At 49.2% G+C, this 13,351-nt stretch carries 12 protein-coding genes, 1 tRNA gene and 1 rRNA gene; 3 read left to right on the top strand and 11 right to left on the bottom strand.

Annotation, left to right across the window (positions count from 1 at the left end; all coding sequences use genetic code 11):
- Nucleotides 1-8: 8 nt before the first annotated feature.
- Both QNN86_RS17695 and rrf read left to right on the top strand, forming a co-directional pair.
- Nucleotides 9-84, top strand: a tRNA-Thr gene (locus tag QNN86_RS17695).
- 38 nt (nt 85-122) lie between these two features.
- Nucleotides 123-238 (top strand): 5S ribosomal RNA (rrf, locus tag QNN86_RS17690).
- 70 nt (nt 239-308) lie between these two features.
- Here the strand turns inward: rrf and QNN86_RS17685 are convergent.
- From QNN86_RS17685 to QNN86_RS17655, 7 genes are all read right to left on the bottom strand, one after another.
- Nucleotides 309-1,067, bottom strand: a complete 759-nt coding sequence (locus tag QNN86_RS17685) for an amino acid ABC transporter ATP-binding protein (protein WP_096755448.1) — start codon at nt 1,065-1,067, stop codon at nt 309-311.
- A 7-nt stretch (nt 1,068-1,074) separates the two neighbouring features.
- Nucleotides 1,075-2,178, bottom strand: coding sequence for an amino acid ABC transporter permease (locus QNN86_RS17680; protein WP_279278093.1), 1,104 nt, complete (start codon nt 2,176-2,178; stop codon nt 1,075-1,077).
- Between the two features lie 9 nt (nt 2,179-2,187).
- Nucleotides 2,188-3,369 (bottom strand): amino acid ABC transporter permease, encoded by a 1,182-nt coding sequence (locus tag QNN86_RS17675; RefSeq protein WP_181618033.1) that lies wholly within the window; start codon nt 3,367-3,369, stop codon nt 2,188-2,190.
- Nucleotides 3,370-3,438: 69 nt separating this feature from the next.
- Nucleotides 3,439-4,464 (bottom strand): amino acid ABC transporter substrate-binding protein, encoded by a 1,026-nt coding sequence (locus QNN86_RS17670; protein ID WP_096755451.1) that lies wholly within the window; start codon nt 4,462-4,464, stop codon nt 3,439-3,441.
- 458 nt (nt 4,465-4,922) lie between these two features.
- A complete protein-coding gene (locus tag QNN86_RS17665; protein WP_096755452.1) occupies nt 4,923-5,144 on the bottom strand; it encodes a lipoprotein in 222 nt (73 codons plus the stop codon).
- A 269-nt stretch (nt 5,145-5,413) separates the two neighbouring features.
- Nucleotides 5,414-8,527: an efflux RND transporter permease subunit gene (locus QNN86_RS17660; protein ID WP_096755453.1), complete on the bottom strand. Its 3,114-nt coding sequence runs from the start codon at nt 8,525-8,527 to the stop codon at nt 5,414-5,416.
- An 11-nt stretch (nt 8,528-8,538) separates the two neighbouring features.
- Entirely contained in the window at nt 8,539-9,696 is a 1,158-nt protein-coding gene (locus QNN86_RS17655; RefSeq protein WP_115257348.1) for an efflux RND transporter periplasmic adaptor subunit, read from the bottom strand.
- A gap of 413 nt (nt 9,697-10,109) precedes the next feature.
- Between QNN86_RS17655 and envR the strand changes: the two genes are divergently transcribed.
- A complete protein-coding gene (envR, locus tag QNN86_RS17650; protein WP_096755455.1) occupies nt 10,110-10,766 on the top strand; it encodes an acrEF/envCD operon transcriptional regulator in 657 nt (218 codons plus the stop codon).
- Nucleotides 10,767-10,828: 62 nt separating this feature from the next.
- On the opposite strand, the gene QNN86_RS17645 is transcribed toward envR, so the two are convergent.
- The 4 genes from QNN86_RS17645 to dusB form a co-directional block, all read right to left on the bottom strand.
- Complete coding sequence (locus QNN86_RS17645) at nt 10,829-10,993, bottom strand: DUF2556 family protein (protein WP_048213464.1); 165 nt, start codon at nt 10,991-10,993, stop codon at nt 10,829-10,831.
- Nucleotides 10,994-11,075: 82 nt separating this feature from the next.
- Nucleotides 11,076-11,960, bottom strand: a complete 885-nt coding sequence (yhdJ, locus tag QNN86_RS17640) for an adenine-specific DNA-methyltransferase (RefSeq protein ID WP_414211988.1) — start codon at nt 11,958-11,960, stop codon at nt 11,076-11,078.
- A gap of 87 nt (nt 11,961-12,047) precedes the next feature.
- Nucleotides 12,048-12,344, bottom strand: a complete 297-nt coding sequence (gene fis, locus QNN86_RS17635; RefSeq protein WP_000462905.1) for a DNA-binding transcriptional regulator Fis — start codon at nt 12,342-12,344, stop codon at nt 12,048-12,050.
- Between the two features lie 24 nt (nt 12,345-12,368).
- Nucleotides 12,369-13,334 carry a tRNA dihydrouridine synthase DusB gene (gene dusB, locus QNN86_RS17630; RefSeq protein ID WP_181618030.1) on the bottom strand — a complete coding sequence of 322 codons (966 nt, stop codon included), beginning with the start codon at nt 13,332-13,334 and terminating at the stop codon, nt 12,369-12,371.
- Nucleotides 13,335-13,351: the final 17 nt, after the last annotated feature.

The raw sequence follows: 13,351 nt of genomic DNA, 5'->3' as shown, positions 1-13,351 counted from the left end.
TTTAGTGTGCTGATATGGCTCAGTTGGTAGAGCGCACCCTTGGTAAGGGTGAGGTCCCCAGTTCGACTCTGGGTATCAGCACCAGTTTTTAGGTTAATGTTCGGCACGTAGAAAAGAATTTGTCTGGCGGCTGTAGCGCGGTGGTCCCACCTGACCCCATGCCGAACTCAGAAGTGAAACGCCGTAGCGCCGATGGTAGTGTGGGGTCTCCCCATGCGAGAGTAGGGAACTGCCAGACATCAAATAAGTGAAAAGGCCATCCGAAAGGATGGCCTTTTTGCATTTATACGTCTCCAGGACAGCCAGATCTAATGGATAACCTGAGACAAAAATGCACGTGTACGTTCAGAACGTGGATTAGCAAAAAACTCATCTGGGGGGGCCTGTTCCACTATTTCACCTAGATCCATAAAAATCACTCTGTCGGCTACCGTGCGTGCAAAGCCCATTTCATGGGTGACACACAACATCGTCATGCCTGATTGCGCCAGGCCAATCATAGTATCCAGTACTTCTTTCACCATTTCAGGATCCAGCGCCGAGGTGGGTTCGTCAAACAACATAATTTTGGGTTTCATACACAGTGAGCGCGCAATAGCCACACGCTGCTGCTGTCCTCCGGAGATTTGTCCCGGGAATTTATGCGCATGTTCCGCAATACGAACCCGTTCAAGATAGTGCATGGCCAGAACCTCAGCCTCTTTCTTTGGCATCTTGTGGACCCAAATAGGGGCCAATGTGCAGTTTTGCAAGACCGTCAAATGCGGAAAGAGATTAAAGTGCTGAAAGACCATACCGACTTCTTGCCTGACACGCTCAATATTGCGGATGTCTTCGTTGAGTTCAATCCCATCCACCACAATGCGTCCTTGCTGATGCTCTTCCAGATGATTAATACAGCGGATGGTTGTCGATTTACCAGAGCCAGAAGGCCCACATAATACGATGCGCTCCCCCTGTTTTACCTTCAGGTTAATATTTTTAAGAACATGAAACTGCCCATACCACTTGTTGACGTTTTCCAGCGTAATCATCGCGTCGGTAGACGGCATTAATAATTGGCTCATAAATTCCTCAGTGCGGTGTACGCCCGGTGTTAAAACGTTTTTCCAGATGCTGGCTGTAACGAGACATGCTGAAACAGAAAATCCAGTAAATCAGTGCGGCAAAAACGTAGCCTTCTGTCGACATCCCCAGCCAGGCGGGATCGACGGTTGCTTGTTGTACGCTACTAAAAAGATCAAACAGACCTATGATGATGACCAGGCTGGTATCTTTGAACAGTGCGATAATGGTGTTGACCAGGCCGGGAATGACCAACTTCAGCGCCTGGGGAAGAATAACCAGTCCCTGCGTCTTCCAGTATCCTAGTGCCAGTGACTCGGCGGCTTCATACTGCCCCTTTGGTAAGGCTTGTAATCCTCCGCGCACCACCTCCGCGACATAGGCAGACTGGAAAAGGATCACCCCAACCAGCGCGCGAATTAGTTTGTCGATGCTGGTACCTTCCGACATAAACAATGGCAGCATCACTGAGGACATAAACAGCACGGTGATCAACGGTACTCCACGCCAGAACTCAATGAAAATAACGGATAAAATCCGCACGACGGGCATATGAGAACGACGGCCTAATGCCAGTAAAATTCCCCATGGAAGTGCACCGGCAATACCGACGGAGGCGATAATCAGGGTTAGCGTTAATCCTCCCCACTGCCGGGTTTCGACACGTTCGAGACCGAAAAAACCACCGTACATCAGCCACCAGACCACAATGGGGTAAACCACTGCCCAGACGGCGATATAGCGACCACGGTGGGACATGGCTTTCCAGAACATCGGGGCGATAGAAAGCAGACCGATAACCAGGGCCAGATTTACTCGCCAACGCTGATCGTGTGGATAGAGTCCATACATAAATTGGCCAAAGCGTTCATGGATGAACACCCAGCAGGCTCCTGCTTTCGTACAATCTGCCCGGGTAGATCCTACCCAGTTCGCCTGTAGAAATGCCCAGTTCAATAGAGGGGGAATAAACGCCCACATTAACCACACGCACAACAGCGTGAGCAGGCTATTTGACCAACTAGAGAACAGGTTCTTGCGTACCCACAAAATAACGCGTCCTGCGCGATGACTGTTCTGGCGCGTGGGGTGAGACAGCAGTGCTTTTGTCATCATGGCTCCTTAGCGCTCAATCAGTGCTATCCGACGGTTATAAATATTCATCAACAGAGAAATGCTCAGGCTGATGATCAGATACACCGACATGGTAATGGCAATGGTTTCAATGGCTTGTCCTGTTTGGTTAAGGACAGTTCCAGCAAACAGTGAAACCATATCCGGGTAGCCAATGGCTGCAGCCAGAGAGGAGTTTTTAACGATATTCAGATACTGGCTGGTCAGCGGGGGAATGATGACGCGCAGCGCCTGCGGAATAATAACCTGACGAAGCGTTACCGGATTTGGCAGCCCCAGTGAGCGTGCTGCCTCGTGCTGTCCATAAGGCACGGCCTGAATACCTGCGCGGATAATTTCTGCAATAAATGCGGAGGTATACACCGAAAGTGCCAGCGTCAGCGCAGCCAGTTCTGGAATAAGCACCATGCCGCCACGGAAGTTAAAGCCGCGTAGTTCAGGCACATCCCAGTGTAGCGCTGCGCCAAAAATCCACTGTGAAAGCATCGGTAAAAAAGCGAACAGCGCCAGGGCCGTAGGCCAGGTCCGTCGTAACTGACCTGTTTTAGTCTGATGCATTTTATTAAAGCGAAATAACCCAATAGAGATGATGGCAGCAATTAGGGTGGCAGCGCAAAAGGCAACAAGACCCTCTGCCATTTGTGGTGCCGGAATATAGAGCCCGCGGTTGCTCAGGAATGCGATATCCAATGCGTTAACAGCCTGGCGTGGGCCAGGTAAATTACGTAACACAGCAAAATACCAGAAGAAGATTTGCAGCAGCGGGGGAATATTGCGGAACGTTTCGATATAAATCGTTGAGAGCTTGCGCAGTAACCAGTTATCCGACAACCGCGCCAGTCCGAGAAAAAAACCGAGAAATGACGCGAAAACAATGCACAGCGCTGAGACTAACAGTGTATTAAGCAGACCGACCAGAAAGACGCGGCCATAGGTATCGCCCTGCTCGTAATCAATCAGATGCTGAACAATGCCAAATCCGGCACTGCGATCGAGAAAAGAAAACCCCGAGGTAATACCGCGGCTGCTCAGGTTATTAATCGTGTTATGAATGAGGTAGACCGCAATGCTGACGACCGCAATGACGGCGAGTATTTGAAATAACCAGGCGCGGACCGCAGGGTTAGAAAAGGAGAATGATCCTTTTACGCTTGAGCGGCGATGGGGCATAAGAAAACCTCGGTAACTGTGACTCTGGGCTGAGCGCCGCAACTGCGGCGCCCGTTACATCGCTACGGATTAACGCACCGGCGGTGCGTATTGGATGCCGCCGTTATTCCAGAGGTTGTTCTGTCCGCGTTTGATCTTCAGCGGGCTTTCCGATCCCACGTTACGTTCAAAGATCTCCGCGTAATTTCCTACCTGCTTAATAATATGGTAAGCCCATTTGTTATCGAGCTTCAGATCCTTGCCGTAGTCACCTTCTTTGCCTAGCAGGTGAGCCATATCCGGTGTTGCCGGGTTAGCTGCTTTTTCATCAACGTTTTTCGAGTTAACACCCATCTCTTCAGCGTTCAGCATGGCGAACAGGGTCCAGCGAACAATGGAAAACCACTCGTCATCCCCACGGCGGACGACAGGTCCCAGCGGCTCTTTGGAGATAACTTCAGGCAGGACGATCCATTCTGCAGGATTGCTTAGCTTGATTCGCAGGGCATACAGCTGAGACTGGTCGGAGGCAAGCGTATCGCAGCGACCAGATTCCAGTGCCTTGGCGGATTCGTCCGATCGGTCAAAGGTGACGGGGGTGTACTTCATGTTGTTGGCCTTAAAGTAATCGGCCACGTTCAGTTCGGTATCTGTACCTGCCTGAATACACACCGTTGCGCCATCCAGTTCTTTAGCGCTCTTCAGACCAGCTTTATTGTGGGTGAGAAAACCAATGCCATCGTAATACGTTACACCAGTAAAGGACATGCCCATACCAGCATCACGAGAAGAGGTCCAGGTGGTGTTACGTGAGAGCAGATCGACTTCGCCGGACTGTAACGCTGTGAAGCGTTCTTTGGCGGTGAGTGGGGTATATTTTACTTTTGTATCATCACCGAATACGGCAGAGGCAACACCGCGGCAAACATCGACATCAATACCCGAAAATTTACCGTTCGCATCGGCGTAAGAAAAACCAGGCAAACCATCACTGATACCACATTGTACAAATCCTTTTTTCTTTACGGCATCAAGCGTTGCGCCGGCATGTGCCTGATTTGCAATCGCAAGCATCACGCCGGCCGCAGCCAGGCTGGCTATTATCATCTTTTTCATAGAGCATCCTGTGTGGAGGAATTATTGTTATGGAGACGTTTTGAAAACGTCTTTTACCTGTCTGTGGCTTTGGCCATACTCTTCTAAGCAAAGGTAGTGCCAGTTTTTTGCGACCGAATATTCGACGCAATATGCAGAGTGTAGACAGGAAAAAATAAATGCAGCGCCCTGAAGTGGTGCAAAATTGAAACGTAAGCCACATTTCGGCGCAAAAAATTTAAAATTCAGACAGGACGCAGGATAACGATTTCGGGCGGTAATATTGATGGCGTGAGAATAACGATAGGAGGACATGTTGTTACGAAGAATACAAAAAATGCTAATTTCACATCGCGGATATGTGAGTGGAATCTATAATAATCTTATTCTATGATTGATGTCTTACACCAACCTTTTGTCTTATATGATAATTATCATTCTGATTAAAAGCGCGGCAGGTACCGCGCTTTTAAGAGGATTCATTTGGTTAGGGCAACGATCCCAAGTGTTAGGCCGGCAATGGCAGCTGCACCACCGGCGATTGCACCTGCTGTTTCCCAGTTATCCTGCGTGGTGCCTTTCATACAGGTATTGGTATGAACCAGGCGGCCCTGATCGTCATAGACAGGTACGCAAGGAGAATCGTGTGCACAGCCTGCCAGTAATGCAGTCAGCAATGCAACGGAAATTAATCTTTTCATGGTGTTACCTCTAAAATAAACGTTTCGCTAATAAAGCAAAGACAAACGCAAAGCCATCTGCGAAATCGAAAGCTATTTTACCACCTCTTAAAAAAAGACTGACATGAGGAATAATCTCAATTCGTGTGGTTTGTAAACATAATGAATAAAGCAGATAGCAATAAATGCTTTTTTCTGAGGGGTGAGAAAAAATAAATGGCTATCTTATTAATAAATAAAGATCTCAATATCCGGTAAAAAGGCGTCCGTAGACGCCTTTATTTTACAAATTAATCATTGTGTCGACTAAAACGTCGTCTAACGACAACAAAGAAGACAGGAACGAAGAAGATAGCGAGCAATGTGGCGGTGAGCATTCCCCCCATCACACCGGTACCAACCGCATTTTGTGCGCCACTACCTGCGCCGCGACTGATTACCAACGGCATAACCCCCAGAATAAAGGCCAGCGAAGTCATCAGGATTGGGCGAAGACGCATTCGGGAGGCTTCCAGCGTCGCTTCAATCAAGCCTTTACCCTCTTTATCCATCAGGTCTTTGGCAAATTCCACAATCAGTATGGCGTTTTTGGCAGAGAGACCGATGGTGGTAAGCAGGCCGACCTGGAAGTACACATCGTTATTCATTCCGCGCAGCGACGCGGCCAGTAGCGCGCCCACAACACCCAGTGGAACCACGAGCATGACGGAGAAGGGGATCGACCAACTCTCATACAATGCGGCAAGGCAAAGGAAGACAACAATTAACGAGATGGCATACAACGCAGGTGCCTGGTTACCTGACAGGCGTTCCTGGTAAGACATACCGGTCCAGTCATGACCGATACCGGTTGGCAGTTTTTCTGCCAGGCTTTCCATCATCGCCATGGCTTCACCGGTACTTCTACCCGGTGCGGCTTCTCCCAATAGCTCCATTGATGGCATACCGTTGTAACGTTCCAGTCGCGGTGAACCATAGACCCATTGAGAAGAGCTAAATGTTGAGAATGGCACCATTTCGCCATTGGCGCTGCGGACATACAGATTATTGATGTCTTCCGGCAACATACGGAATTTGGCATCAGCCTGGACGTACACCTTTTTCACACGGCCACGGTCAATGAAGTCATTGACGTAGTAGCCGCCCAGTGCAGCAGAAATGGTTTCGTTAATATCAGAAAGGGAAACTCCCAGCGCCTGCGCTTTTTCCTGATCAACATCCAGCTTGAACTGTGCGGTATCTTCCAGGCCATTAGGGCGTACACGAACCAGCAGGTCCGGGTGTTGGGCGACCATCCCCATCAACTGATTACGTGCCTGGGTTAACGCCGTGTGTCCCAGTCCTCCCTGGTCAATCAGCTCAAAGTCAAAGCCAGTTGCCGTGCCCAATTCAACAATGGCCGGCATGTTGAAGGGGAATACCAGGCCATCACGAATCTGGCTAAAGGCGCGGGTCGCACGGGCAATAATCGATTCAACGTTATTTTCCGTTCCGCTACGCTCTTCCCAGGGTTTGAGGCTGACAAACGCCATCCCTGAGTTTTGCCCTTGTCCGCTGAAGCTAAAGCCGTTAACCGTAAAGACGCTTTCAACGTTGGCTTTCTCCGTGTTCAGGTAGTAGTGGGTGACCTGATCCAGCACCTTTTGGGTACGTTCTTGTGTTGCGCCAGCCGGAAGTTGAATCATGGTCAGGAATACGCCCTGATCTTCTTCCGGCAGGAAGGAGGTGGGTAGGCGCATAAACAGCACCGCCATTCCCACAACGATTACCAGATAGACGACCAGATAACGTCCGGTTTTACGAATAATGCCACTGACGCTATTGGTATAGTGGTTGACGCTGTGATCGAATTTGGCATTAAACCAGCCGAAGAAGCCGCTCTTTTTCTCGTGGTGCTCTGCTGACACCGGTTTGAGCAATGTGGCACAGAGCGCAGGGGTCAAAATCAATGCGACCAGTACCGAAAGTGCCATGGCAGAAACGATGGTGATTGAGAACTGGCGGTAAATTGCCCCGGTGGAACCACCAAAGAAGGCCATCGGGATAAACACCGCAGACAGCACCATGGCGATACCCACCAACGCCCCCTGAATCTGCGACATGGATTTCTCCGTCGCCTCTTTGGGGGGGAGATTTTCTTCTATCATCACGCGTTCAACGTTCTCGACCACCACTATCGCATCATCGACCAACAGGCCGATGGCGAGTACCATCCCGAACATCGTCAGGGTGTTTATCGAGTAGCCAAACGCTGCCAGTACGGCAAAGGTACCCAGTAATACGACGGGCACGGCGATGGTTGGAATGAGCGTGGCGCGGATGTTTTGCAGAAACAGGTACATCACGAGGAACACCAACACGATCGCTTCGAACAGTGTTTTCACTACCTCATGAATAGAGATGGTGACGAACGGCGTGGTGTCATATGGGTAAACAACCTTCATTCCCTGCGGGAAGAACGGTTGCAGTTCGACCAGTTTAGCTTTAATTGCGTTGGCGGTATCCAGCGCGTTAGCACCGGTAGCCAGCTTGATACCAAGGCCGGATGCCGGTTTACCGTTAATACGGGCAACGACGTTGTAGTTTTCTCCACCTAACTCAATGCGCGCCACATCCTTCAAGTGAACAACAGAGCCATCACTGTTCACGCGTAATGTCACTTTGCCGAACTCTTGTGGATCTTTCAGGCGTGTTTGCGCAATTATCGAAGCGTTAAGCTGCTGATTAGGTAATGCAGGCGTCCCGCCTAACTGGCCTGCGGCTATCTGATCGTTTTGCACCTTCAACTGGTTAATGACATCAACCGGTGTGAGCTGGTATTTATTCAATAAATTCGCATCCAGCCAGATACGCATGGCGTACTGTGCACCAAACAGCTGCACGTCGCCCACGCCGTTTAAACGACTGATGGAGTCTTTAATGTTTGAGGCGACATAGTCCGAGATGTCATCTTGCGTGGTCTGTGGATTGTCAGAAACAAAGCCCGCGACCATCAAAAAGCTGCTGCTTGATTTCTCAACGCCGATACCCTGCTGCTGGACTTCCTGTGGCAGTAATGGGGTCGCGAGCTGCAGTTTGTTTTGTACCTGTACCTGAGCAATATCAGGATCGGTGCCGGACTGGAACGTCAGCGTGATAGTCACGCTGCCAGCTGAGTCGCTGGTGGATGACATATACATCAGGTTATCGATACCGTTCATGTTTTGTTCGATAACCTGTGTGACCGTGTCCTGCACGGTTTGCGCATCCGCACCTGGGTAGGTTGCGGAAATCGCAACGGCAGGAGGGGCAATAGTAGGATACTGCGCCACGGGCAGCTGCATGATTGCCAGCGCACCCGCCATCATCAAAATGATGGCCAGTACCCAGGCAAAGATAGGACGCCTAATAAAAAAGTTTGCCATGTCCTGTTACCTTATTGCGCCGCAGTCGCTGCAGGGACATCGGTGGTGGCTTTAACCTGCACGCCAGGGCGCGCTTTCTGTAAACCACTTACGATGACTTTGTCACCCGACTGTAAGCCTTCGCTAATCAGCCACTTGTCGCCAATAGCTTGCACGGCGACGACTGGGCGAGTTTCAGCCTGGCTCTTGTCGTTAACGACCATCACGGTGGCATCGCCGCGCGGCGTACGCGTCACGCCCTGCTGTGGAACGAGGATGGCATTGGGTTGAACGCCTTCATCAACGCGTGCGCGCACAAACATACCGGGTAGCAGAGTGTGCTGCGGGTTAGGGAATACGGCTCGGAGAGTGATTGACCCAGTGCTTTCATCAACCGTCACGTCAGAAAATTGCAACGTGCCTTTCAGCGGGTATGACTGGCCATTTTCCATCACCAGTTCGACGGTGCTGCTGGTGTTGTCTTTATGCAGACTGCCTTGTGCAATAGACTGTTTGAGGCGCATAAAGTCGTTACTGGACTGCGTCACATCGACGTAAATCGGATCGAGCTGTTGCACGGTAGCGAGCGCTGTAGCCTGACCATTAGTGACCAGCGCGCCCTCGGTGACGCTAGATTTACCGATGCGTCCGCTAATCGGTGATGTCACTTTGGTGTAGGCAAGGTTAATACGCGCGCTTTCGACAGCCGCTTTGGCGGCAATAACGGAGGCATCGGCCTGACGTGCGTCAGCAATGGCCTGATCGTATTCTTGCTGGCTGATATATTTTGTTCCGACCAGTGGAACATAGCGTTTTACCGTTAAGTGCGCGATTGCTGCCGCGGCTTCGCTTTTTGCCAGTTCACCTTTAGCGCTGTCATAGTCAGCCTGATAGGTCGCGGGATCGATCTGGTAAAGCGACTGGCCAGCTTCAACATCACTGCCTTCGGTGAAATTCCGTTTAAGTACAATCCCGCTGACCTGAGGGCGTACTTCTGCAATGCGAAATGCGCTTGTACGCCCCGGTAATTCGGTCGTCACGGCTAAGGGGGCTGACTCAACAACATGGACTGTCACCTGTGGCTCGGTGGGATGTGCCTGTGTTTCTCCTTGATCGTTACAGCCGGCGAGTAATGCAGCGGAGATGATGATGAATGAGGGCAGGAGCGAGAACCTGGCAGTTTTCGTCATTTCTATTCCTTAAAGAACCGAAGGCTCGTTATTTACCGGAGTAATGGCAGGTGATAACGCGCACAAATAAAAAATAATAGTTAGCTATCCTACAAATAATTAGCTTGCGATGTAAGCAATACTTATTTTGCGGCGTAATCCACGGCACATAAAAACAAAAAAAGAAGAAACAACTGCCCTTTCATTAAGCGAAGATTAGTCATGTTATGACTTGCATTAACACATATTGAAATAGGTATTGCATTGATGAATGTATTTTTTCATTTTATTCACATTGTTTATTTGTGCTGAGTGTATGTAATGAAATATTTTAGAACTCGTCTAAATAAAGGCTAAGTGATACATTAATTCCGTACAGTAAATATTAGATAAGAAAGTTTATCATTCCCTACTCTGTCTCAGGCATTCGAACCATGGCGAGAAAAACGAAAGCTGATGCCCTCAAAACGCGCCAGCATCTGATTGAAACGGCGATTGTACAGTTTGCGGCACGGGGTGTCGGCAATACAACGCTTAATGACATAGCGGATGCCGCTAACGTGACGCGAGGTGCAATCTATTGGCATTTCGACAATAAGAGTCAGTTGTTTAATGAGCTTTGGCTGCAGCAACCTCCCTTGCGCGATCTTATTCAGGACCAACTCATCGGACGTTGGGGTGACAATCCGCTACAGAGGCTACGGGAGAAATTAGTCGTGGGTTTGCAATATATTGCAAAAATCCCTCGCCAGCAGGCATTAATGCAAATTTTATATCATAAATGTGAATTCCATAACGATATGATATCGGAACAGGATATTCGCGATAAAATAGGCCTTTGCCATCAAAGAATACGTGATTCATTACAGAAATGTATGGATGAAAATCTTATCGCCACCAGTCTGGATTTAGACGTTATCCTGATTATTTTACACGGGAGCTTTAGTGGGATAATAAAAAACTGGTTAATGAATCCAGTCAGTTATGATCTTTATGAACAGGCGCCAGTATTAGTCGATAACGTATTAAAAATGCTAAGTCCCGATGGCTGTGTGATGCAATTTGTTGAGCGTGAAAATCAGGTAGGGTAGTTTCGGCTGATCGCAGTCAGCCGCCATGGCATGACGGCTGGAAACGCGCGTTAGCGGATGCGTTATTCAAGGTCGATGCAGTTGACCAGCTTGAGGGGATTCACCGAGTTCATATTCCGGCACTTATCATGCTCTGTTGTCATTAACTCAATCCACTGTATGAGTAGGGCATCAAAAAGAAAAACAAAGACAGCAAAAACAACCAGCCACCAATACTTGCGAATCATTACCAAATCCTGTGTATTCATACCCAAGCGTGCAGGGAATATACACGAAATATCTATGCTGAAAAGCAGACTTACAATGCTTTTACTTTGTTGAAATTACGTTGTTCTTTTCAGCTAATCGGCTATTTTTAGACAGGTTTTTTGTCTTTCGCTTTTTGACCTTTGCAAGGTCATTTTCTGAAAAGTGGGAGCTAATGCTCAGTCTTCTAAGCCCCATTTTTACGTATTCATCATTGACTTCGATACCGATAAATCTGCGATTCAACGCCACTGCCGTCGCGCCCGTTGTGAAGCTTCCTGCGAACGGATCTAACACTATCTCGCCTGGGTTGGAGGATGCCAGAATGATGCGTTCTAACAGCGCCTGAGGTTTTTGAGTGGGGTGGTTTTCGTATTCATCCATCAGATAGCGTACGCGCGGAAATTCCCAGACGTTACCGGGGACCTTTTTCTGATTGTAAGGCTGAGGCGGGTTCTTTCGGTAATCGATCAGCGCGCGTTTGGCGCCCGTTTTAGCTTCAACCAGAACGTCGTCACGATTAAAGGTATAGTTTTTCGAGTTTTTAACCATCATCAGGATAGGCTCATACATTGAGCCAAAGAAATTTTTGGCCTGGACTCCCGAGCTATCATAGGACCACACGATACGGCTTTTGATGGTAAAAAGCTGACGGCATTTGAGGTCGATATACGGCATGTTCTCCGTACTGTTCATCAAATACATGCTGCCTTGCGGCGTGAGAATTCGATGGCATTCATCAATGCACTCAAACAACCATGCCAGAAAGGTCTCTTCGTCCCAGGATTCCACCAGCCCATCAAAATCTTTGCCGATGTTATAAGGTGGGTCGGCAAAAATGAGGTCGGCGCTTGCAGGTGGGAGTTTTTTCAGTTCGGTCAGCGCATCACCGTGGATTATCTTTTTCGATTCATCGCCAAAATAGACGGGTTCACATCCTGCGTTCATCGCCAAAGCCTCCGAGTGATGCTGATAAAAAAGGCGCTTCCCCATGCCGAGTAGCGCCTTTTAAAACAAACATTTAACTGATTAGTATCAGTTCATGCCGTATTTTTTCAGTTTTTTACGCAGCGTACCACGGTTGATGCCCATCATCAGGGCAGCACGGGTCTGGTTACCGCGGGTGTATTGCATCACCATGTCCAACAGGGGCTGTTCTACTTCAGCCAGTACCAGCTCATAGAGATCATTAACATCCTGACCATTCAGTTGAGCAAAATAGTTCTTCAGTGCCTGTTTAACCGAGTCACGCAGGGGTTTTTGAGTTACCTGATCCTGAGAGTTAACGGTAGAAACGGTCAGTACGTCAGAATTTACGCGTTGTTCGAACATAGTTCTGTCAGCTCTTTATTTCTATTACGCAAAATTTTCGAAGTATGCCTCCAACGCCGCCAGCTGTTCGCTGGAATCTTCAATGGCGTTGAATGTGCGCCGAAACTGGTCATTTGGAGCGTGTTCCTGGAGATACCAGGATACGTGTTTACGCGCAATTCGGTACCCTTTTGCCTGACCATAAAAGTCGTGCAGTTCCCGAACGTGCGCACAAAGCAAGCGCTTCACCTCTGCCAGAGGCAGCGGGGGCAGCAGCTCCCCAGTGTCCAGATAATGCTGGATTTCCCGAAAGATCCAGGGTCTTCCCTGAGCTGCACGGCCTATCATCAGGGCATCCGCCCCCGTATAGTCGAGCACAGCTCTGGCTTTATGCGGGTCAGTAATGTCGCCATTCGCGATAATCGGAATGGAAACTTTCTGCTTAACTGCCCGAATACTGTCGTACTCAGCATCTCCATTGAACAAACAGGCGCGGGTGCGTCCATGAATGGTCAGAGCCTGAATGCCACAGTCTTCAGCCAGTTGGGCAATCTCTACGCAGTTACGGTGTTCCGGAGCCCAGCCGGTGCGAATCTTGAGAGTGACAGGAACGTCCACTGCATTGACGACCTCGGTTAGTATCGACTTCACTAAATCCGGGTACTGCAAGAGGGCTGAACCTGCAAGCTTACGATTCACTTTTTTAGCCGGACACCCCATATTGATATCAATAATTTGGGCGCCGCTTTCCACGTTAATACGTGCGGCATCGGCCATTTCAACAGGGTCGCTACCGGCAATTTGCACCGTACGAATTCCTGGTTCATCAACGTGTACCATCCGTAAACGAGATTTGTCGCTTTCCCAAACCTGCGGGTTAGAAGACATCATCTCGGATACCGTCAATCCTGCTCCCATCTCGTAGCACAGCGTCCTGAATGGTCTGTCAGTGATGCCAGCCATAGGTGCTGCGATCAGGCGATTTCTGAGCTGATATTGTCCGATACGCATGAGTTAAGAAATGACCA

It is taken from the genome of Citrobacter sp. C348 (assembly GCF_047467975.1).
In the GTDB taxonomy this organism is placed as follows: Bacteria; Pseudomonadota; Gammaproteobacteria; order Enterobacterales; family Enterobacteriaceae; genus Citrobacter; species Citrobacter gillenii.
The sequence above is the reverse complement of the archived record's forward strand: the minus strand, read 5'-3'. Positions and strand labels throughout refer to the sequence as shown.

Coding starts and splice junctions, on each gene's coding strand:
- QNN86_RS17685 (WP_096755448.1), bottom strand. CDS start 1,067: ATGAGCCAATTATTAATGCCGTCTACCGACGCGATGATTACGCTGGAA.
- QNN86_RS17680 (WP_279278093.1), bottom strand. CDS start 2,178: ATGACAAAAGCACTGCTGTCTCACCCCACGCGCCAGAACAGTCATCGC.
- QNN86_RS17675 (WP_181618033.1), bottom strand. CDS start 3,369: ATGCCCCATCGCCGCTCAAGCGTAAAAGGATCATTCTCCTTTTCTAAC.
- QNN86_RS17670 (WP_096755451.1), bottom strand. CDS start 4,464: ATGAAAAAGATGATAATAGCCAGCCTGGCTGCGGCCGGCGTGATGCTT.
- QNN86_RS17665 (WP_096755452.1), bottom strand. CDS start 5,144: ATGAAAAGATTAATTTCCGTTGCATTGCTGACTGCATTACTGGCAGGC.
- QNN86_RS17660 (WP_096755453.1), bottom strand. CDS start 8,527: ATGGCAAACTTTTTTATTAGGCGTCCTATCTTTGCCTGGGTACTGGCC.
- QNN86_RS17655 (WP_115257348.1), bottom strand. CDS start 9,696: ATGACGAAAACTGCCAGGTTCTCGCTCCTGCCCTCATTCATCATCATC.
- envR (WP_096755455.1), top strand. CDS start 10,110: ATGGCGAGAAAAACGAAAGCTGATGCCCTCAAAACGCGCCAGCATCTG.
- QNN86_RS17645 (WP_048213464.1), bottom strand. CDS start 10,993: ATGATTCGCAAGTATTGGTGGCTGGTTGTTTTTGCTGTCTTTGTTTTT.
- yhdJ (WP_414211988.1), bottom strand. CDS start 11,960: ATGAACGCAGGATGTGAACCCGTCTATTTTGGCGATGAATCGAAAAAG.
- fis (WP_000462905.1), bottom strand. CDS start 12,344: ATGTTCGAACAACGCGTAAATTCTGACGTACTGACCGTTTCTACCGTT.
- dusB (WP_181618030.1), bottom strand. CDS start 13,334: ATGCGTATCGGACAATATCAGCTCAGAAATCGCCTGATCGCAGCACCT.